The organism is Streptomyces sp. NPDC006314 (assembly GCF_040613075.1).
Classification (GTDB): Bacteria; Actinomycetota; Actinomycetes; order Streptomycetales; family Streptomycetaceae; genus Streptomyces.
The window spans coordinates 217,815-237,564 of record NZ_JBEXRL010000001.1 but is presented as its reverse complement, the minus strand read 5'-3'; the positions used below and the strand labels follow the sequence as shown (position 1 = coordinate 237,564).

The window sequence follows — 19,750 nt, the reverse complement described above, 5'->3', positions numbered from 1 at the left end:
GACGGGCACCCCGGAGGACCGTACTCCGGGGTGCCCGTACGTCTGTGAGCCGTCACCGCCCCGCCAGGGGGTTCTTCAGGTTCCCGGCCAGCTGGAGCGCGCCGGACGGATCGGCGAGGTCCACCATCTGCCTGTTGTCGCGCAGCTGGAGCCGGTTGAGACAGGACAGCGCGAACTCCGGCGCGAACATGTCGTACTGCCGGAACCTGTCGGCGAGTTGGGGATTCGCCTCCTGGTACTCGCGGGTGATCTCGGCGACCGTGCGCCAGAAGCCGTCCTCCTCCAGGATGCCCTCGGCGGCGAGATCGGCGGCGAGGAAGCGGAAGAAGCAGTCGAAGACGTCGGTGAAGATCGACAGCAGCTTCTTGTCGTCCGGGACCTCGACGCGGATCCGCCGGACCTCCGGCGGCAGGACGGCGTCCGGGTCCATCACCACGATCTCCTCGGCGATGTCCTTGTAGACCGCCCGCCGCACGACCCCGTCCGCCAGCACCAGGATGACGTTCTCACCATGCGGCATGAACGCCAGGTCGTAGGCGTAGAAGCTGTGCAGGAGGGGGACGTAGTACGCCCGCAGGTACCGGCGCAGCCACTCCACCGGGGACAGGCCCGACCGCTCGATCAGCGCGCCTGCGAACGAGGTGCCCTCGTGGTCCACGTGCAGCAGGGAGGCCATGGTCGCGAGGGACTCGCCGTCCCGGAGCGAGGGCACGGGGCTCTCCCGCCACAGTGCGGCCAGCATCTTGCGGTAGGGCGAGTAGCGGTCGGTCGCCTTCTCGTACTCCAGGTGCCGGTAGCCGACGGCAGCCCGCTCCCGGATGATCGACAAGCCGGTCGACTTGAGCACCGGGTCGTTCTCGATCAGCTGGGCCAGCCAGTCGTTGATCGCCGGGGTCGCCTCCATGTAGGCGGCCGAGAGACCGCGCATGAAGCCCATGTTGAGGACCGACAGGGCCGTCTTCACATAGTGCTTGTGCGGGTCGCTGGTGTTGAAGAAGGTGCGGATGGACTGCTGGGCCAGGTACTCGTCGTCGCCCTCGCCGAGGCAGACGAGGTGGCCCCGGGCCACCTCGGCGGCGAAGGTGACGGTGAGCTTGTTCCACCACTGCCAGGGGTGGACGGGGATGAGCAGGTAGTCGTCCGGATCGAGGCCCTGCTCGGTCAGCTTGCCGCGGAACCGCTCGACGGTCTCCGCGCCCAGCTCCTGCCGGATGAAGTCCCGGTACTCGATCCCGGCCCCGGCGGTGAACGCGGCCCGCGAGCGGTGCGCGGCCAGCCACACCAGCCGGACGGGGCTCGCGGTCTCCGGGGCGTACGACAGGTACTCGTGGATGCCGAAACCGAGCCGTCCGTTGTTCGCGACGAAGCAAGGGTGTCCCTCGGTCATCCCGGTCTCGATCGCCTGGAAGCCTTGGTGAGCCAGTTCGGCGGAGGTGACCTGCGGCTTGGTGAGCTTGTAGCAGGTGCCGGAGAGGGTGGAGGAGATCTCCTCCAGGTAGACCGGCAGGATCTCGTCGCTCAGGCCCAGGGACTCCTTGAGTTCGATGAAGAAGTCGAGCGCGGCGAGGGGCAGTTCGGTGCCGTCACGGTGCCGGGTGATCGACCCGGCGTCGACCGCCCAGTGGTCGAGGGCACGGCGCACGGCGCGGAACCGGTAGGAGGTGAGGCCGTCGTCGCTTCGGACGGTGTACCGGTCGCCCGTCGGCTCGGGTGTGAGCAGGCGCTCGTGCGCGAACTCGGCGAGCGCCTTGCGTATCAGGAGACGGTTGGCGGTCTCCCAGCGCTCGGGGGACAGATGGGCCACGGCGTCGGCGAGGGTCACGCGCCCACCGCCTTCGCGAACTGCTCGCGCGTGCAGAAACTGAGCAGGGCCTGCTTCTCCGGCTTGTGCACCTCCCGCTCGGGCACGAACCCGACGGCCTCGTTGAGCGCGTGCACGGCCGTGTTGCGCACGTCCGGCTCGACGACGACCCGCCGGGCCGCGGGGTCCTCGAAGAGGTACGCCATCACGGCCGTGATGACGGCCCGCGTGAACCCGTGCACCGGGGTGTCGGTCGGCGCGACCAGGAAGTGCATGCCGACGTCCCCCGGCTGCGGCTCGTACAGCCCGACCAGCTCCCGGCGGGCGGGGTCGTACCTCTCCATCAGGAAGACCGGCTTCCCGTCGCGCAGCCCGAGGAAGGCGTCGTGGTGCTCGTCGGCCGCGATCTCCATGTAGGCCCGCTCGACGTCCTCCAGTTTCGCGTCCTGCATCATCCAGTACGCCGCCTTGGGGTGCGTGACCCAGCCGTGCAGCGTCCCGGCGTCCTTCAGGGGGTCGAGGGGGCGGATGGTGAAGGTCATGTCCGTGCTGGTCATACCGCGAACTCCTGGAAGGCGATGGACTTCTCGACCGGGTAGTACTCGCGGCCGAGCAGCTCGCGGATGATGTACGCGTTCCGGTACGCGCCCATGCCCAGGTCGGGGCTGGTGATGCTGTGCGTGTGGACGCCGGCGTTCTGGAGGAAGACCTCGCGGCCGGTGACGTCGATGGCGTAGTTGCGGGCGATGTCGAAGTTGCCCTGCGAGTCGTAGCGCAGACGGTCCCGGACGGGCGCCAGGAAGGCGGGCTCGGCGTACCGGTAGCCGGTGGCCAGGATCAGGCCCTCGCTGGTCAGCTCGTAGTCCTTCTGCTGCTCCTCCTGGCGCAGGCCGAGGGTGTACGTGCCGTTCTGGTGGCTCGCCTTGTACAGCGCCGAGTTGGTGAGCAGGCGGGTGGGGACCGGGCCGCCGAGGTTCTTCTGGTAGAGCAGGTCGAAGATCTCGTTGATCAGATCGCCGTCGATGCCCTTGAACAGGCCCTTCTGCTGGGCCGTGAGCCGGTAGCGGGTGGCTTCCGGGAGCGCGTGGTAGTAGTCGATGTACTCCGGGGAGGTCATCTCCAGCGTGAGTTTCGTGTACTCGAGCGGGAAGAAGCGCGGCGAGCGGGTGACCCAGTTCAGCTGGTAGCCGTGGACGTCGATCTCGCTCAGCAGGTCGTGGTAGATCTCCGCCGCCGACTGCCCGCTGCCCACCAGCGTGATCGACTTCTTGCGCTGCAGCTCCGCCCTGTGCTGGAGATAACGGGAGTTGTGGATGAAGTCGCCGTCCAGATCCCGGCAGGCGTCCGGGATGTGGGGCGGGGTGCCGGTGCCGAGGACCAGATGGCGGGCGCGGAGCGTTTCGCCGGCCTCGGTGCGGACCACGTACAGGTCGTCCTCGTACGTCACCTCGGTGACCGTGGTGCCGAAGCGGACGCTGCTCAGTTTGTCCGCGGCCCAGCGGCAGTAGTCGTCGTACTCGACCCGCAGCGGGTAGAAGTTCTCGCGGATGTAGAACGAGTAGAGTCTGCCCTTCTCCTTCAGGTAGTTGAGGAAGGAGTACGGCGAGGTCGGGTCGGCGAGCGTGACCAGGTCCGACATGAACGGGGTCTGGAGATGGGCGCCGTCCAGGAACATCCCGGCGTGCCACTCGAAGTCGGGCTTGGAGTCCAGGAAGACGCCGTTCAGTTCGGCGATCGGCTCGGTGAGGCAGGCGAGGCCGAGGTTGAAGGGGCCGAGCCCGATCCCCACGAAGTCGTAGGTCGGGTGCGGGGCTTCAGGACGCGCGGTCAAGGGACTCTCCCAGGTACTGCTCGGCGTGGCCGGCGATCAGGTCGAGGACGGCGGTGATGTCGGCCGCCGTCGTCTCGGGGTTGAGCAGGGTGAACTTCAGGTAGTGGCGGCCGCCGACCTTGGTGCCCGCGACCACGGCCTCGCCGGAGGCGAACAGGGCCTTGCGGGCGTGGAGGTTGGCGCGGTCGATCTCGGCCGGGGCGGTGACGGCCGCCGGGATGTAGCGGAAGACGAGGGTGGACAGGGTGGGCTCGACGACGACGTCGTAGCGTGGGTCGGCGGCGAGCAGCTTCCAGCCCTCCCGTGCCAGGTCGCAGACCTCGTCGAAGAGCCGCCCGATGCCGTCGGCGCCCATCGTGCGCAGGGTGAGCCACAGCTTGAGCGCGTCGAACCGGCGGGTGGTCTGCAGGGACTTGTCGACCTGGTTGGGGATGCGTTCCTGCACCATGCGGCGCGGGTTGAGGTACTCCGCGTGGTAGGTGGCGTGCCGCAGCGTGGCCGCGTCCCGGACCAGCACGGCGGAGGAACTCACCGGCTGGAAGAAGGACTTGTGGTAGTCGACGGTCACCGAGTCGGCGCGGTCGATGCCGTCGATGCGGTCCCGGTACTTCAGGGAGGCGAGCAGTCCGCAGCCGTAGGCCGCGTCCACGTGCAGCCACACGCCGTACTGGGCGCACAGCCCGGCGATCTCCGGCAGCGGGTCGATGGAGCCGAAGTCGGTGGTGCCGGCGGTGGCGACGACGGCCATCGGAACCAGGCCGTCCTTCGTGCAGCGCTCCAGTTCGTGGGCGAGGGCGACCGTTTGCATGCGCTTGTCGTGGTCGACGGGGATGGTGACGACGGAGTCCGGTCCCAGGCCGAGCAGTTTCGCGGACTTCTGCACGCTGAAGTGGCTGGCCTCGGAGGCGAAGATCCGCAGTCTGCCGGGGGAGTCGCTCTTGGCCTCCTCGCGGGCCAGCAGCAACGCCTGGAGGTTGGACTGGGTGCCGCCGGAGGTGAACACGCCGTCGGCCGCCGGGCCGAGGCCGATGCGGGCGGTCGTCCAGTCGATGAGTTTGCGCTCGATCAGGGTGCCGCCGGCCGACTGGTCCCAGGTGTCGAGGGAGGAGTTGAGCGCGGAGAGCACGACCTCGCCGAGCACCGCCGGGATGACGACCGGGCAGTTGAGGTGGGCGAGGTAGCGGGGGTGGTGGAAGTAGACGGCGTCCCGGAGGTAGACGTCCTCCAGTTCGTCCAGCACGGCCGCGCTGTCGCCCAGGGGCCGGTCGAGGTCGATCCCGTCGATGCGGGGCGCGAGGGCGTCCACGGTGACGCCGGTGAACGGACGGTCGGTGGTGGCGAGTTTGGCCGCCACCCGCTCGACTCCTTCGGTCACGGAGCGGCGGTAGTGCTCCGCGGTGAGGCCATTGAGCAGGTGCGAGCGCATGGGGGGTCCTCCGAGGGGGGCGGTCCGTGCGGGGAACTCGAGACGGGGTGCCAAAGGGCGACTTCAACTTAGGTTAGCCTAATCTAAGTTTTCGGAAGGTGGACGCACGCCTCCCGTGGCCGCCTTCACTGCGGGCTTCGTTACTCCGCGGCGCGCAGCTGCTCTTCCGTCATCCCGTGCCGCCAGTACCCGACGAACGTCACCCGACGCCGGTCGATGCCGCGCTCACCGACGAAGTGCCTGCGCAGCGCCTTCACCTGACCGGACTCGCCCGCGAGCCACACGTACGGCCGCTCGGCCGGGGAGAGTCGGGAAGCCCGTACGGCGTCGACGGCCATGGGAGAGTCGTCGTGCCGTACGAGCCACGTGATCTCCGCGTCCGCCTCGGTCGCCACGTCCTGGATGTCACCCGCGTGCGGCACCTGGAGCCAGGCGAGTGCGCGGGTGCCGGCGGGAAGGGACTCGAGGATGGCGGTGGCGGCGGGTACGGCGGTCTCGTCGCCCCAGATGACGACGAGGTCGGTGTCCGCCGGCGGCCGGAAGCGGATCGCGCGGTTGTCGGCGATCGCCGGTCCGAGCAGCAGGACGCGGTCGCCCGGGGTGGCGTGGGAGGCCCAGCGGGAGGCGGGCCCGGCCGGAGTGGCGGCGCCGGGTTCGACACCGTGCAGCACGAAGTCGATGTCGATCTCGTCGGGGTCCCGGCGCAGCGCGCGGAGCGTGTACGAGCGCATCACGGCCCGTACGTCGTCCGGGAGTTCCCGCCAGCCCTGCCACCAGCCGTCGCCCAGCTCCAGCGGGACCACCGGCTCGGTCTGCCCGGGATGCGGCAGGAACAGGGACAGGGACTGGTCGCGTCCGCCGGAGTGGAAGGCGTGCAGATCGGCACCGGCGAAGGTGACCCGTACCAGAGACGGGCCGAGCCGCCTCGTCCGTACGACCTGCAGGGAGAAGAAACGGAAGGGGGCGGCGACGGCCGTCGTCATGTGTGGCTCCTGAGGAGGTGATTCAGGGCTTTGTCAGGGGCTTTTCCGGGGTCAGGCGACCTTTTTGGCCTTCTCCAGCGCCTCGGCCAGGGTGGTGAGCAGCGGCACACACTTGTCGTACGACAGGATCGGCTCGGGAGAGCGGGAGATGACCTGGTCGGCCCTGACCGCGGGGAGCTTCTTCCAGGTCGCCTTGGTGATGTCGGCCGGCTGGATGGTCGAGGAACGGTCGTCCATCATGATGATGTCGGCCTTGTACTTGTCGACGTTCTCCCAGCTCAGCGACTCGTACCAGCCGCCGACCTTGGCCTTGGCGCTCTCCGGGGGCTCGACGAGGTTCACGCCGAGGGCCTTGAAGTACTCCAGGTCGATGGAGAGGTTGGTGCCGGAGACGTAGAAGAGCTGGTCGCTCGCGGAGCCGGCCATCACCTTGATGTCGGGCTTGGCCTTGGCCGCGGCGCGCAGGCGGGCGGCCGCGTCCTCGAAGCGCTTCTTGGCGTCCGTCACCTTGGCGGCGTTCATGTCGGCGCCGAGCGACTCGGCGAGCTGCCCCATCCGCTGCAGCGACTGGGTGAGCTGGCGGTCGTAGACGGAGATGCCGACGCCGGGGGCCAGCTGGGCGATCTTCTTCTTCGACTCCTCGGGGACGTACCAGAGGGTGCCGGTGCCGTCGAACATCGTGGAGATCAGCACGTCCGGTGCGAGGGACGCGTACTTCTCGATGTTGAACTGTCCCCAGGTGTTGCCGATGACCGTCACCTTGCTGATGTCCATGTCACCGGCCTGGACGTCGGGCTTGCCGTCCGTGGTCCTCGTCGGGCCGAAGACGCCCTTGACCTGGATGCCGTAGTCGTACAGCGCGGCGCCGACACCGGTGAAGGCGACGATGTTCGCCGGGACCTTGTCCAGCTTCACGGTGGTGCCGCGGTCGTCCTTGAAGGACCAGGGCCCGGACTTGGCGGCCGCCGTCTCCGTGCCGGAACCCGCGTCTTTCCCCTTGTCGTCCCCGCAGGCGGCGAGCGAGGCCCCGAGTCCGAGGGCGCCGCCGGCGGCCAGCAGTCCGCGGCGAGTGAGGTGGGAGGCACGGGCATGGGGCATGGCTGTGACTGCTTTCGAACGGGGCGGAGCGCCCGCCGGACAAGGTCAAAGATAGGTTAGCCTAACCTTGGTCGATGTCCAGAGGGTGGGCGGGCGATACGGCCCGAGCCGAGTCCAGCGGGCGCCCAGGGATCAGCTCACCAGCCCCAACTCCCTTGCGATCAACATGCGCTGGACCTCGCTCGTGCCCTCGCCGATCTCCAGGATCTTGGAGTCGCGCCACATGCGGGCCACCGGGTACTCGTTCATGAAGCCGTACCCGCCGTGGACCTGGGTGGCCTCGCGGGCGTTGTCGACGGCGACGGTGGAGGAGTAGAGCTTGGCCAGGGCCGCTTCCTTCTTGAAGGGCTCCCCGGCCACCAGGCGGGAGGCCGCGTCGCGCCAGGCCAGCCGGGCCGTGTGGGCCTTCATCTCCATGTCGGCGATCTTGAACTGGATGGCCTGGTTGGCGCCGATCGGGCGGCCGAAGGCGTGGCGTTCCTTCGCGTACTTCACCGACTCGTCCACGCAGCCCTGTGCCAGGCCCGTCGCGAGCGCCGCGATGGCGATGCGGCCCTCGTCCAGGATGCGCAGGAACTGGGCGTAGCCGCGGCCCTCTTCGCCCAGGAGGTTGGCGGCCGGAACCCGGACGTCGGCGAACGACAGCTCGCGGGTGTCGGAGGCGTTCCAGCCGACCTTCGAGTAGGGGGCCGCCACCGTGAAGCCAGGGGTGCCCGACGGGACGATGATCGCCGAGATCTGCGGCTTGCCGTCGGGCTTGCGGCCGGTGACCGCCGTGACCGTCACCAGGCCCGTGATGTCCGTGCCGGAGTTGGTGATGAAGCACTTCGTGCCGTTGATCACCCACTCGTTAGTGGCCGGATCCAGACGGGCCGTCGTACGGGTCGCGCCGGCGTCGCTGCCGCCGTCCGGTTCCGTCAGGCCGAACGCGCCGAGGATCTCGCCCGAGCAGAGACGGGGGAGCCACTCGCGCTTCTGCTCCTGAGTGCCGAACAGATGGATCGGCATGGCACCCAGGGAGACCCCCGCCTCCAGGGTGATCGCCACCGACGAGTCCACCCGGGCCAGTTCCTCCAGGGCGATGCCGAGGGCCATATAGTCGCCGCCCATGCCGCCGTACTCCTCCGGGAACGGCAGTCCGAACAGGCCCATGCGGCCCATCTCGCGGACGATCTCGTACGGGAACTCGTGCCGCTCGTAGAAGTCGCCGATCTTCGGCGCCACGACATCGTGCGCGAACTCCTCCACCGTACGGCGGAGTTCTTCCAGCTCGGGGCTGAGACGGTGGTCCATGCTGATCACTGGTCCTTGTGGGAGAGAGCGCGGACGGTACGGGACGGGCTGGGGCGGCCCAGCCGGTCGGCCATCCACACGCTGGTGGCGGTCAGACGGCCGAGGTCGACCCCGGTCTCGATGCCGAGGCCGTGCAGCATCCAGACGAGGTCCTCGGTGGCGAGGTTGCCGGTGGCGGACTTGGCGTAGGGGCAGCCGCCGAGACCGCCCGCGGAGGCGTCGACGGTCGTCACGCCGTGCTCCAGGGCCGCGTAGGTGTTGACGAGCGCCTGCCCGTAGGTGTCGTGGAAGTGCACGCCGATCTCGTTCGTCGGCACACCCTCCTCGTCGAGGACGTCGAGGAGTGCGTGGACATGGCCCGGGGTGGCGACACCGATCGTGTCGCCGAGGCTCAGCTCGTCACAGCCCATGTCCCGCAGCGCCGTGCAGACGCGGGCCACCTGGTGGAGCGGGACCGCGCCCTCCCACGGGTCGCCGAAGCACATCGACACATACCCGCGCACGTGCACGCCCTCGTCCTTCGCGCGCCGCACCACCGGCTCGAACACGGCCAGCGACTCGTCCAGCGTGCGGTTGAGGTTGGCCTTCGCGAAGGACTCGGTGGCGCTGGCGAAGACGGCGACACGCTCCGCGCCCAGCGCCAGCGCCCGCTCCAGACCGCGCTCGTTGGGCACCAGCACCGGAAGGGCCACGTCCAGGTCGCGCACCAGCGAGAACAACTGCTCGGCGTCGGCCAGCCGAGGCACCCACTCGGGGTGCACGAAGCTGGTCGCCTCGATGGTCGTCAGGCCCGCGTCGGCCAGGCGGCGCACGAACTCCGCCTTCACCTCGGTCGGTACGACCGTCTCCTCGTTCTGCAGCCCGTCGCGCGCGCCGACCTCGTGGATCCTCACCCGCGCGGGCAGATCCCGGGCCGGTACGACCATGGGCAGTCCGTCGGCACTCACTCCGCCGCCTCCCTCGGCGCGATGACGGCCAGCACCTGGTCCATGGCGACCGTCGTGCCCGGCGTCACGTCCAGCTCGGCGACCGTCCCGGCGTGCGGGGCGGAGACGACGTGCTCCATCTTCATCGCCTCCACCACCAGCAGGCTCTGCCCGGCGGCCACTTCGTCGCCGACGGCCACCTTCACGACGGTCACCGTGCCGGGCATGGGCGCGGTCAGCGAGTCGGCACCCGCGTGGGCCGCGCGGCTCAGCGAGGCGGCCACCGGGTCGTGGTCGCGCACGTGCCAGGCGTCTCCCTCCCGCCCCAGCCAGGTGCCGTCCGGCAGAGCGGCGAAGGTGTGGGTGACGCCGTCGAGCAGAAACGTGCACGTGTGCCCCGCGCCCCGCCGCGGCGGCACGCCCCCCGACCGGAGGGGCTTGTCCGCCCCGGGGAGGAGCAGCTCGGTTCCGCCGTCCGGCGCGCTGCGCACGCGCAGGGTCACCGGCTCCTGGCCCGGCACCCGCAGGTGGTGCGGTGTCCAGGCCCGCTCGCCGCCCAGCCGCCAGCCGTCGGCGGCGGCGAACGGGTTCCCCCGTGCGCGGCCGTCGGCGGGCGCGAGCGCGGTGTGACGCAGGAGAGCCGCCGCCGCGTACACCTCCGCCGGCACCTCCTGCGGCACCAGCCCCTCCACTTCCCGCTCGACCAGGCCGGTGTCCAGCTCGCCCGCCACCACCGCCGGATGGGCCAGCAGCCGGCGCAGGAAGCCCGCGTTGGTCTGCACGCCCAGCGTGACGGTCTCCGCGAGGGCCGCCCGGAGCTTGCGGAGCGCACTCGCGCGGTCGGGACCGTAGGCGATCACCTTGGACAGCATCGGGTCGTACAGACTGCCCACCTCGGTGCCCTCGCCGAGCCCGGAATCGGTGCGCACGCCGTCGCCCTGCGGCTCGTTCAGCAGCAGGACCGTGCCGCCGGAGGGCAGGAACCCGCGCGCCGGGTCCTCGGCGCAGATCCGGGCCTCGACCGCGTGCCCGGTCAGCCGCACGTCCTCCTGCGCGAAGCCCAGCGGCTCCCCGGCCGCCACCCGAAGCTGCCACTCCACCAGGTCGAGCCCGGTGACGAGTTCGGTGACGGGGTGCTCCACCTGCAGGCGGGTGTTCATCTCCATGAAGTAGTACTGCGACGGGTCACCGCCCGGCACGATGAACTCCACCGTGCCCGCGCCCCGGTAGCCGCAGCTGCGGGCCGCCTGTACGGCCGCCTCGCCCATCGCCGCGCGCGTGGCCTCGTCGAGGAGCACGCTCGGCGCCTCCTCGATGATCTTCTGGTGCCGCCGCTGGAGGGAGCACTCGCGCTCACCGAGGTGGACGATGCCCCCGTGGCCGTCGGCCAGCACCTGGATCTCGATGTGCCGGGGCCGGTCGATCCACCGCTCCACCAGCAGGGTGTCGTCGCCGAAGGAGGCGCGGGCCTCGCGGCGGGCGGCGGCGATCTCGTCGGCGAGCTTCCCGGCGTCGCGCACCAGCCGCATGCCCTTGCCGCCACCACCCGCGGAGGGCTTCAGCAGCACCGGCGTCCCGATCTCCCGGGCGGCGTCCGCGAGTTGCCCGTCGGTCAGCCCGCTGCCGCTCGAGCCCGGCACGACCGGCACCCCGGCCGCCTTCACCGTCTCCTTGGCGCGGATCTTGTCGCCCATCAACGCGATGGCGTCCGCCGGCGGGCCGATGAACACCAGCCCCGCCTCCTCGCACGCGCGCGCGAAGCCCGCGTTCTCGGCGAGGAAGCCGTACCCGGGGTGGACGGCCTGCGCGCCGGTACGGGCGGCGGCCTGAAGCAGCCGCTCGACCGACAGATAGCTCTCGGCGGCCGGCGCCGGACCGATCCGTACCGCCGTGTCGGCCTCCCGGACGTGCCGTGCGTCGGCGTCGGCGTCGGAGAAGACCGCCACCGAGCGCACGCCCAGCGAGCGCAGCGTACGGATGACGCGTACGGCGATCTCGCCCCGGTTGGCCACCAGCACTGTGTCGAACACGGTTCCCCTCCTCACATCCGGAAGACGCCGAACTGGGGATCTCCCAGGGGCGCGTTGGCGCAGGCCGTCAGGGCGAGTCCCAGCACCTGACGGGTCTCCAGCGGGTCGATGACGCCGTCGTCCCAGAGGCGGGCCGTGGCGTAGTAGGCGTTGCCCTGGCGCTCGTACTGCGCGCGGATCGGCGCCTTGAACGCCTCTTCCTCCTCGGCCGGCCAGTCCTCGCCGCGCGCCTCCAGCTGGTCGCGCTTGACCGTGGCGAGGACGCTGGCGGCCTGCTCGCCGCCCATGACGGAGATCTTGGCGTTGGGCCACATCCACAGAAAGCGGGGCGAGTAGGCCCGGCCGCACATGGAGTAGTTCCCGGCGCCATACGAACCGCCGACCACCACGGTCAGCTTGGGCACGCGCGTGCAGGCCACCGCCGTCACCATCTTGGCGCCGTGCTTGGCGATGCCGCCCGCCTCGTAGTCCTTGCCGACCATGAAGCCGGAGATGTTCTGCAGGAACACCAGCGGGATCCGGCGCTGGTCGCACAGCTCGATGAAGTGGGCGCCCTTCTGGGCGGACTCGGAGAACAGGATGCCGTTGTTGGCGACGATCCCGACCGGGTGGCCGTGGATGCGGGCGAAGCCGGTGACCAGGGTCTGGCCGAACTCGGCCTTGAACTCGGCGAACCGCGAACCGTCCACCACGCGCGCGATGATCTCGCGTACGTCGTAGGGGGTGCGGGAGTCGACGGGGACGGCGCCGTAGAGCCCGTAGGGGTCGACCTTGGGCTCGACGGACGGCTGGACCTCCCAGGGGAGGGACTGCCGGGCCGGCAGCGTGGCGACGATGTTCCGGACGATCCTGAGGGCGTGCGCGTCGTCCTCGGCGAGGTGGTCGGTGACCCCGGAGACCCGGGAGTGGACCTCGCCGCCGCCCAGTTCCTCGGCGGTGACCACCTCACCCGTGGCGGCCTTCACCAGCGGGGGCCCGCCGAGGAAGATCGTGCCCTGGTCGCGGACGATCACGGCCTCGTCGCTCATGGCCGGGACGTACGCGCCACCGGCCGTGCACGAGCCGAGCACGGCGGCGATCTGCGGAATCCCGGCGCCGGACATCCGGGCCTGGTTGTAGAAGATACGTCCGAAGTGCTCGCGGTCCGGGAAGACCTCGTCCTGCATCGGCAGGAATGCCCCGCCGGAGTCGACCAGGTAGACGCACGGCAGCCGGTTGTCCAGAGCCACCTCCTGCGCGCGCAGGTGCTTCTTCACCGTCATCGGGTAGTACGTGCCGCCCTTGACGGTGGCGTCGTTGGCGACGATCACGCACTCGCGCCCGCTGACCCGCCCGATCCCGGCGATCACCCCGGCCGCGGGGGCCTGCCCGTCATACATGCCGTCCGCCGCGAGCGGGGCCAGCTCCAGGAACGGCGAGCCCGGATCGAGCAGTGTGTCCACCCGGTCCCTCGGCAGCAGCTTGCCCCGCGCGGTGTGCCGGGCCCGTGCCTTCTCGCCACCGCCGAGGGCCGCCGCGGCCAGCTTGGCGCGCAGCTCCCCGACCAGTGCGAGGTGGCCTTCCTCGTTGGCCCGCCAGGCCTCCGACGCGGGATCTGCCGCGCTCGTCAGCTCCGGTGCCTCGTGCATTCTGCGGTCCCCTCACACGGTGATCGAACCTGTTAATGAGCGTTAACCATTTCCTTCAGGTTAACGACCGCTAACCTCGCTGTCTAGAATTGCCTGCATGGTCACCAGAACCGACGCCAGCACCCGCCGCGAGCAGATCCTCAAGGAGGCCGCCCGGCTCTTCGCCGAGCGCGGTTTCCACGGCGTCGGTGTGGACGAGATAGGCGCCGCCGTCGGCATCAGTGGCCCCGGCCTCTACCGGCACTTCCCGGGCAAGGACGCGATGCTCGCCGAACTGCTGGTCGGCATCAGCGGCCAGCTGCTGACGGGAGCCAGGCGCCGCTTGGCGGAGACCGACGGGGACGCCGGAGCCGCGGCGGTCCTCGACTCCCTCATCGAGGGACACATCGACTTCGCCCTCGACGACCGCCCTCTGATCACCTTGCACGACCGTGAGCTGGACCGCCTGCGCGACAGCGACCGCAAGCTGGTGCGGCAGCTCCAGCGGCAGTACGTGGAGCTGTGGGTGGAAGTCGTGCGGGAGGTCTACCCCGGGCTCACCGAACCCAGCGCCCGCTCGGCGGTCCACTCGGTGTTCGGCCTGCTCAACTCCACCCCGCATCTGGGGCGGGCGGGGACGCTGCCGGGACGTGGGGCCACGGCGGAACTGCTGCACCGGATGGCGCGGGGGGCGTTCGCGGCGGCGGATGCGACGGGGGGCTGAGCCGAGGCGGCCCGACGAGGCCGCCGGCGGGGGGCGCCTCGGTACTCTCGGGGCATGGGCATGGACTGCGCCAGGATGCGCGCGATCGCCGAGGAACTCGGGGCCTACGCCGAGCGGCTGGAAGGGGCCTGGGGACAACGACGGGAACTGACGCCGGCCGCCCTGCCCGGGTGGCCAAGGTCACCCTGGACGCCCGAATGTACTCGCCGGTATCTTAACCTCTGAGCAAGCGCTTAGACATGCCGCTGGCATGCCGAGGTACGTGGAGGTGGGCGGCATGCGCCGTACGGTGTTCAACGAGGATCATGAGGCGTTCCGGGAGACTCTTCGCGCCTTCATCGAGGCCGAGGTCGTGCCGGTGTACGACGAGTGGTTCGCCGCGGGCCAGGCGCCGCGCGACTTCTACTACAAGCTCGGTGAGCTGGGCGTCTTCGGCATCAGCGTGCCCGAGGAGTTCGGCGGCGCGGGCCTGGACACCCACAAGTTCGAGGCCGTCATCTACGAGGAGACCGCTCGCGCGGGCGTCCAGTTCGGCGGCTCCGGCGTGCACGTGCTGCTCGCGCTGCCGTACCTCAAGATGCTCGCCACCGACGAGCAGAAGAAGCGCTACCTGCCGAAGTTCGTCACCGGCGAGGAGATGTGGGCCATCGCGATGACCGAGCCGGGCACCGGCTCCGACCTCGCGGGCATGAAGACCACCGCCAAGCTCTCCGAGGACGGCACGCACTACGTGCTCAACGGCGCCAAGACCTTCATCACCGGCGGCGTGCACGCCGACAAGGTGATCGTCTGCGCCCGTACGGCCGCGCCGACCGCCGAGGACCGCCGCCACGGCATCTCCCTGTTCGCCGTGGACACCAAGTCCGAGGGCTACTCCATCGGCCGCAAGCTCGACAAGCTGGGCCTGCGCACCTCCGACACCGCCGAGCTGGCCTTCGTCGATGTCAAGGTGCCGGTCGAGGACCTGCTCGGCGAAGAGAACAAGGGCTTCTACTACCTCGGTCACAACCTGGCCTCCGAGCGCTGGGGCATCGCCTTCGGCGCCTACGCACAGGCCAAGGCCGCCGTCCGGTTCGCCAAGCAGTACGTGCAGGAGCGCACCGTCTTCGGCAAGCCCGTCGCCCACTTCCAGAACACCAAGTTCGAACTGGCCGCCTGCCAGGCCGAGGTGGACGCGGCCGAGGCCGTGGCCGACCGCGCGACGGAGGCTCTGGACGCCGGCGAGCTGACCCCCGCCGAGGCCGCCTCCGCGAAGCTCTTCTGCACCGAGGTCGCCCACCGGGTGATCGACCGCTGCCTGCAGCTGCACGGCGGCTACGGCTACATGAACGAGTACCCGATCGCCCGCCTGTACGCGGACAACCGCGTCAACCGTATCTACGGCGGCACCAGCGAGATCATGAAGACGATCATCGCCAAGGACATGGGTCTGTAGGTCTCCGCAACCACTGGCCGATACAACCGAACGCCATGAGTCAGGCACTCCAGGATCTCCTCGATCTGCTCGACCTGGAGCAGATCGAGGAGAACATCTTCCGCGGGCAGTCCCGCTCCGCCGTCGTCCCCCGGGTCTTCGGCGGGCAGGTCGCGGCGCAGGCGCTGGTCGCCGCCGGCCGGACGGTCCCCGCGGACCGGCCGGCCCACTCCCTGCACGCGTACTTCCTGCGCCTCGGTGACCCGGGCGCGCCGATCGTCTACACCGTGGACCGCATCCGCGACGGCCGGTCCTTCACCACCCGGCGCGTGGTCGCCGTCCAGCACGGCAAGCCGATCTTCCACCTCTCGGCGTCCTTCCAGAGTCCCGAGGAAGGGCTCGACCACCAGGCGCCGATGCCGGCCGCGCCCGACCCGGCGTCCCTGCCGACCTCGCAGCAGCGGCTGCGCGGCTACGGCCACCTCGCGCCAGAGGTGGTGGAGCGGTTCCTGGAGGCCCGCGAGGCGATCGACCTGCGGTACGTGGACGAGCCGCCGTACGGGAAGTTCGGCGAGCCGCGCGAGCCGCACTCCCAGGTGTGGTTCCGCACCAACGGCAAGCTCGACGACGACCCGCTGCTGCATGTCGTCCTCGCCACCTATGTCTCCGACATGACCCTGCTCGACTCCGTCCTGCTCGCGCACGGACGCGGCGGCTGGGCCGTCGGGGATGTCGTGGGGGCCTCCCTGGACCACGCGATGTGGTTCCACCGGCCCTTCCGCGCCGACGAATGGCTGCTGTACGACCAGGAGTCGCCGTCCGCGCACGGCGGTCGGGGCCTCGGCCAGGCCCGTATCTACACACAGGACGGGCGGCTCGCCATCACGGTCATCCAGGAGGGTGTCGTCCGGGTTCCGCGATGACTGTGATCCATGTGCCGCCCGAGATGACGTGTGACAGATGCGGGATTAGGCTCTTGGAGTGAAAGCCGCGGCGAACGGCATGCCCGGTCGACGAGGTTCCGGACCTTGGGGCTTCAGCCGCAGCACCCGAAGGCGCAATGACGTACGGGTGGGCTGCAGGCGTCGGTGGAAGCGTCGTGCCGCTCTTGACGCAGCGGTGACATCCGAAGACCGTGCCGCGTACTTCTCTTCTCATGCGGTGTCGGCCATCACCTCGTGACGTTCCCCCAGGGAGTTACGAGAGACGATGGAACGGAAGGTATCTCCCATGCGAGCACAACGCGCGAGGCGTCTCCTCGCGATGTCGGCGACCGGTGTGCTGATGGCCGGCGGGGCAGCGATCGGCGCGGCGGGCACCGCCTCCGCGTCCTCGGACCACAACGACCACAGCAGCTACAGCCGGTACTGCGACGACGACCACCACAACACCTGGTGGAACGACGACGACTGCGACAACGGCCGTAGCGACCACCACGGTTACAACCACGACCGGGGCGACCATGACGACCATGGCCGGGGCGACCATGACGACCATGGCCGCGGCGACCACGGTGACCATGACCGCGGCGACCACGGTGACCATGACCGCGGCGACAACGGCCACGGCGACAACGGCCACGACGGAGGACGTCACTGATCCGACCGTGAGCTGAACGCGAGGTGCGCGAGGTGCGGCTCCGCCGACGGAGTCGCACATCGCTGCCTTACGGCATGTGTTGTGCCAGGCCCGCCTCCGCCAGCAGATACGCCGTCATCGGGTCGTAGTGACGAGGGCTGACCACATGGTCGTCGAGCGGCACGACCACCTGCAGGGTGCCCTCGGACTCGGCGAGGAACAGCGCGGGGTCGTTGCTGTCGGCGTACCCGACGGAGTCGACACCGTGCTGGCCAGCGTATCCGGCCCAGCCGTGGTCGGCGACGACCAGGTCGGGCAGCGGACGCCCCGCACGCTCAAGTCCCGTGAGAACGGCCCGCATAGGCTCCCCGGAGTGGGTGTGCCACAGCGTCGCCCCGTGCTCCAGCACGGCCACGTCCGCGAACTGCATGACATACCCCTCGTCCGTCTGCAGCCCGTCCGGGATGACGACGATCTCGCAGCCGGCGGCGCGCAGCGCGGCGGCCGTGGCCCGGTGCACATCCAGCAGGCCGCCCGGGTGACCGGTCGCGAACAGCACCCGCTGCCTCCCGCCGGCCGCCTTGCGCAGCCGCGCCGCCATGCGGTCCAGCGCGTCCACGGTCAGCTCGGGGTCGATGGTGTCCTGTCCGTACCGGTACTCGGGATCGTCGTTGACGCCCACCCGCTCGGCCATGACCGCGAGCACGTCCTGCTCGTCCGTCCAGCGGTCGCCCAGTTCCAGGCCGAACCAGAAGTTGCGCACACCGTTGGCGAGCTGACGGTAGTGGGAGAGGTTGTTCTCGCGGGGCGTGGCGACGTCCCCCGCGATACGGGTTCTCACCAGGTGGTCGACGAGCTGGGCGCGGCTGGGGGTCCCGGATATCGGCATGCCTCCCATTGTGAGGCAGCACGCCACGGGCGTCTTCGGCATATCGCCTCCTGGGACGGGGGTCACTCGCCCCTGCCGTCAGCTCTGCCGCAGCGCGAACCACAACTCCATGCGCACATCCGGGTCGTCCAGGTCGGCGTCCAACAGGGCGGCGCAGCGGGCGATCCGCTGCCGCACGGTGTTGCGGTGCACGTTCAGCGCCACCGCGGTGCGGTCCCAACTGCCGTGCAGGGACAGCCAGGTGCGCAGGGTCTCGGCGAGCGCGGCCTGCCCCGCGAGCGGCGCGAGCAGCGCGCGGGCGTGCGTCTCGGCGTCCACCCGGGGCACCAGGTCCTCCAGCGCCGGCCGGGCCGCGTGCCGGACCAGCGGGGTGCGGGTGGCTCGGGCGCGGGCGAGGGCACGGGCCGCCTGGGTGTCGGCGGCCGGCCACTCGTGCGGCTCGACGGCGGCACTCACTCCGAGCGTCCAGCCGGGCTGCGGCTCCGGTTCCCGCCCGGCCGGCACCAGTACCCGTACGACGTCACCGGTGACGTCGACCAGCGGCGAATCCAGGGCGGCGCCCAGGGCGGAGGCGGCGACCGCGTCATGGAGGTCCCCCTCGCCCGAACGAAGTCGGGAGCCGGCGGGAGCCCGGGTCTCCGGCCGGGCGTGCACGACGAGCCACTGCCCTCCGCCGCTCTCGGCTTCGCCCGAACGAGGGGACCCCCATCCGAGGAGGGGGGCCACCTCCTCGGGGCCGGCGCCCAGCAGCAGCCGTACCAGGGCGGAGGACCGGGCGGCACCGGTGCCACTCCGGTGCTCACCCGTCAGCAGGGACAGCAGTACGGCGGCGACGGAGGCGATGGTGTGGTCGCCGGGGTCGCGGCGGGGCGTGGCCACGCCGAGCACGAAGCCCGCGCCCACGCCGAGGGCGTAGACGGCGAGGTGGGTGGAGCCGAGGGTGTCGGTGGCCGAGGTGGGCAGCGGCCGGGCGGCGGGAGCGCCGCCCGGTGCGTGGTCCGCCGCCGTGGTCGCCCTGGCCGTCGGCCTGACCACCCCGGTCAGCTCCGCCAGTGCCTCGCGCACCCCCTGCGCCGGCTCGCGGCCCACCGCCGCGATCTCGCCGCCGTCCGGGCCGTGCAGGGCCGCGAACCCGCCCAGCCGCTGGGCCAGCTGGCGGAGAACGGACGGCACCGGGTCCGGGCGGGAGGCCGCGACCGCGAGGCTCTGCTGGGCCTCCGTGACGCGGCGCAGCTCCGCCAGGCGGGCCTGGGCCATCAGCTGCCACACCGCGCGCGCCACACCGGAGAAGGTGGTCTGCGGCGGAACCTCCAGCAGGGGCAGGCCGTAGGTCCCGCAGGCGGCGACCAGGGCGCGCGGGACCGTGTCGTGCACCGGGGCCAGGCCGAAACCGAGGGCCGCTCCGCCCGCCGTCACGATCCGGGACACGTAGTCGTCGAAGTAATCCCCCAGGGCGCCCCCGTCCGAGCCGGCCGCCTCCGGGACGTGCACCCCGGCCGTCAGCAGCAGCTCGCCGCCCAGCAGGTACGGGTACGGGTCGGCCATCTCCGAGGTGTGCGCCCAGTGGATCACGATGCCCGGGTCCGTGGGGCCCGCGATCTGCCGCAGCCCCAGGTCCTCCCGGGCCAGCAGGGCCGCGAGCGGGACCGGCGGGGTCGGTGGGACGGCTGGGGTGATCGTCTCCGGCATGGTGTGCGTTTCCTCCATCCCGCCCCGTTCCTATGGATGAAACGTACTCTTCGCAGCCGCTTTCCAGCCACCTACTGTCGACACGGAACGGCATCCGAGGGTACGGGCGGATGTCCCCGCGATCCGCTGCCGTCACACCCGTCCCCGCACGACACGCCACCGAAGTGAGCGAAGGAGGGCCACCCCATGGCCGTCGACTACACAGCGGCCTGCTCGTCGTCCCCACTCTCGGCGGACTGCTGTGGAAGCACGGCACCGTGCAGGGCGCCCTCGCCGTCATCGGCCTGACGGCCGGCTACGGCATCCCCGCCGACGAGCCCGCCTCCCTCGCCGCCTACGCCGCCGTCTCCCCGGCGACCAGGCCCACCGACGAGACCGTCCTCGCCACCTGGCACGAGCGCCTCACCGGACGGTCCCCCGAACTCACGTCCGAACCGGTCCCGGCTCACCAGTAGAGTCGT

At 70.6% G+C, this 19,750-nt stretch carries 16 protein-coding genes and 1 pseudogene; 5 read left to right on the top strand and 12 right to left on the bottom strand.

Annotation, left to right across the window (positions count from 1 at the left end):
• Positions 1 to 52: 52 nt before the first annotated feature.
• From ABZ079_RS01030 to ABZ079_RS00985, 10 genes are all read right to left on the bottom strand, one after another.
• The gene (locus ABZ079_RS01030; protein WP_356937245.1) at positions 53 to 1,822 is read right to left on the bottom strand and encodes an IucA/IucC family siderophore biosynthesis protein; all 1,770 of its coding nucleotides are present in this window, start codon (positions 1,820 to 1,822) and stop codon (positions 53 to 55) included.
• Positions 1,819 to 2,358, bottom strand: a complete 540-nt coding sequence (locus ABZ079_RS01025) for a GNAT family N-acetyltransferase (protein ID WP_356937244.1) — start codon at positions 2,356 to 2,358, stop codon at positions 1,819 to 1,821. Before ABZ079_RS01025 ends, ABZ079_RS01030 begins: the two co-directional genes overlap by 4 nt.
• Positions 2,355 to 3,632, bottom strand: a complete 1,278-nt coding sequence (locus tag ABZ079_RS01020) for a lysine N(6)-hydroxylase/L-ornithine N(5)-oxygenase family protein (protein ID WP_356937243.1) — start codon at positions 3,630 to 3,632, stop codon at positions 2,355 to 2,357. Before ABZ079_RS01020 ends, ABZ079_RS01025 begins: the two co-directional genes overlap by 4 nt.
• Positions 3,616 to 5,058: a lysine decarboxylase DesA gene (desA, locus tag ABZ079_RS01015; protein WP_356937242.1), complete on the bottom strand. Its 1,443-nt coding sequence runs from the start codon at positions 5,056 to 5,058 to the stop codon at positions 3,616 to 3,618. Before desA ends, ABZ079_RS01020 begins: the two co-directional genes overlap by 17 nt.
• A gap of 140 nt (positions 5,059 to 5,198) precedes the next feature.
• Entirely contained in the window at positions 5,199 to 6,041 is an 843-nt protein-coding gene (locus ABZ079_RS01010) for a siderophore-interacting protein (protein ID WP_356937241.1), read from the bottom strand.
• A gap of 51 nt (positions 6,042 to 6,092) precedes the next feature.
• Complete coding sequence (locus ABZ079_RS01005; protein WP_356937240.1) at positions 6,093 to 7,139, bottom strand: ABC transporter substrate-binding protein; 1,047 nt, start codon at positions 7,137 to 7,139, stop codon at positions 6,093 to 6,095.
• Between the two features lie 132 nt (positions 7,140 to 7,271).
• Positions 7,272 to 8,432 carry an acyl-CoA dehydrogenase family protein gene (locus tag ABZ079_RS01000; protein WP_356937239.1) on the bottom strand — a complete coding sequence of 387 codons (1,161 nt, stop codon included), beginning with the start codon at positions 8,430 to 8,432 and terminating at the stop codon, positions 7,272 to 7,274.
• A gap of 5 nt (positions 8,433 to 8,437) precedes the next feature.
• Positions 8,438 to 9,379, bottom strand: coding sequence for a hydroxymethylglutaryl-CoA lyase (locus ABZ079_RS00995; protein WP_356937238.1), 942 nt, complete (start codon positions 9,377 to 9,379; stop codon positions 8,438 to 8,440).
• Positions 9,376 to 11,388 (bottom strand): acetyl/propionyl/methylcrotonyl-CoA carboxylase subunit alpha, encoded by a 2,013-nt coding sequence (locus tag ABZ079_RS00990; protein WP_356937237.1) that lies wholly within the window; start codon positions 11,386 to 11,388, stop codon positions 9,376 to 9,378. The genes ABZ079_RS00995 and ABZ079_RS00990 overlap by 4 nt, the downstream gene beginning before the upstream one ends.
• An 11-nt stretch (positions 11,389 to 11,399) precedes the next feature.
• Positions 11,400 to 13,016, bottom strand: a complete 1,617-nt coding sequence (locus ABZ079_RS00985) for a carboxyl transferase domain-containing protein (protein WP_356937236.1) — start codon at positions 13,014 to 13,016, stop codon at positions 11,400 to 11,402.
• Positions 13,017 to 13,113: 97 nt separating this feature from the next.
• Between ABZ079_RS00985 and ABZ079_RS00980 the strand changes: the two genes are divergently transcribed.
• From ABZ079_RS00980 to ABZ079_RS00965, 4 genes are all read left to right on the top strand, one after another.
• Entirely contained in the window at positions 13,114 to 13,719 is a 606-nt protein-coding gene (locus ABZ079_RS00980; protein ID WP_356937235.1) for a TetR/AcrR family transcriptional regulator, read from the top strand.
• Positions 13,720 to 13,996: 277 nt separating this feature from the next.
• Positions 13,997 to 15,154 (top strand): acyl-CoA dehydrogenase family protein, encoded by a 1,158-nt coding sequence (locus tag ABZ079_RS00975; RefSeq protein ID WP_356937640.1) that lies wholly within the window; start codon positions 13,997 to 13,999, stop codon positions 15,152 to 15,154.
• A gap of 35 nt (positions 15,155 to 15,189) precedes the next feature.
• The gene (gene tesB, locus ABZ079_RS00970) at positions 15,190 to 16,056 is read left to right on the top strand and encodes an acyl-CoA thioesterase II (protein WP_356937234.1); all 867 of its coding nucleotides are present in this window, start codon (positions 15,190 to 15,192) and stop codon (positions 16,054 to 16,056) included.
• Positions 16,057 to 16,363: 307 nt separating this feature from the next.
• Positions 16,364 to 16,732, top strand: a complete 369-nt coding sequence (locus tag ABZ079_RS00965) for a hypothetical protein (protein ID WP_356937233.1) — start codon at positions 16,364 to 16,366, stop codon at positions 16,730 to 16,732.
• Positions 16,733 to 16,799: 67 nt separating this feature from the next.
• On the opposite strand, the gene ABZ079_RS00960 is transcribed toward ABZ079_RS00965, so the two are convergent.
• Both ABZ079_RS00960 and ABZ079_RS00955 read right to left on the bottom strand, forming a co-directional pair.
• Positions 16,800 to 17,600: a phosphatase gene (locus tag ABZ079_RS00960; RefSeq protein WP_356937232.1), complete on the bottom strand. Its 801-nt coding sequence runs from the start codon at positions 17,598 to 17,600 to the stop codon at positions 16,800 to 16,802.
• A 78-nt stretch (positions 17,601 to 17,678) separates the two neighbouring features.
• Positions 17,679 to 19,289, bottom strand: a complete 1,611-nt coding sequence (locus ABZ079_RS00955) for a PucR family transcriptional regulator (protein ID WP_356937231.1) — start codon at positions 19,287 to 19,289, stop codon at positions 17,679 to 17,681.
• 206 nt (positions 19,290 to 19,495) lie between these two features.
• Here ABZ079_RS00955 and ABZ079_RS00950 point away from each other — a divergent pair.
• A pseudogene (locus tag ABZ079_RS00950) lies at positions 19,496 to 19,744 on the top strand (sodium:solute symporter); the annotation flags it as partial.
• Positions 19,745 to 19,750 lie beyond the last annotated feature (6 nt).

Coding starts and splice junctions, on each gene's coding strand:
- ABZ079_RS01025 (WP_356937244.1), bottom strand. CDS start 2,358: ATGACCAGCACGGACATGACCTTCACCATCCGCCCCCTCGACCCCCTG.
- desA (WP_356937242.1), bottom strand. CDS start 5,058: ATGCGCTCGCACCTGCTCAATGGCCTCACCGCGGAGCACTACCGCCGC.
- ABZ079_RS01010 (WP_356937241.1), bottom strand. CDS start 6,041: ATGACGACGGCCGTCGCCGCCCCCTTCCGTTTCTTCTCCCTGCAGGTC.
- ABZ079_RS01005 (WP_356937240.1), bottom strand. CDS start 7,139: ATGCCCCATGCCCGTGCCTCCCACCTCACTCGCCGCGGACTGCTGGCC.
- ABZ079_RS01000 (WP_356937239.1), bottom strand. CDS start 8,432: ATGGACCACCGTCTCAGCCCCGAGCTGGAAGAACTCCGCCGTACGGTG.
- ABZ079_RS00985 (WP_356937236.1), bottom strand. CDS start 13,016: ATGCACGAGGCACCGGAGCTGACGAGCGCGGCAGATCCCGCGTCGGAG.
- ABZ079_RS00980 (WP_356937235.1), top strand. CDS start 13,114: ATGGTCACCAGAACCGACGCCAGCACCCGCCGCGAGCAGATCCTCAAG.
- ABZ079_RS00975 (WP_356937640.1), top strand. CDS start 13,997: ATGCGCCGTACGGTGTTCAACGAGGATCATGAGGCGTTCCGGGAGACT.
- tesB (WP_356937234.1), top strand. CDS start 15,190: ATGAGTCAGGCACTCCAGGATCTCCTCGATCTGCTCGACCTGGAGCAG.
- ABZ079_RS00965 (WP_356937233.1), top strand. CDS start 16,364: ATGCGAGCACAACGCGCGAGGCGTCTCCTCGCGATGTCGGCGACCGGT.
- ABZ079_RS00960 (WP_356937232.1), bottom strand. CDS start 17,600: ATGCCGATATCCGGGACCCCCAGCCGCGCCCAGCTCGTCGACCACCTG.
- ABZ079_RS00955 (WP_356937231.1), bottom strand. CDS start 19,289: ATGCCGGAGACGATCACCCCAGCCGTCCCACCGACCCCGCCGGTCCCG.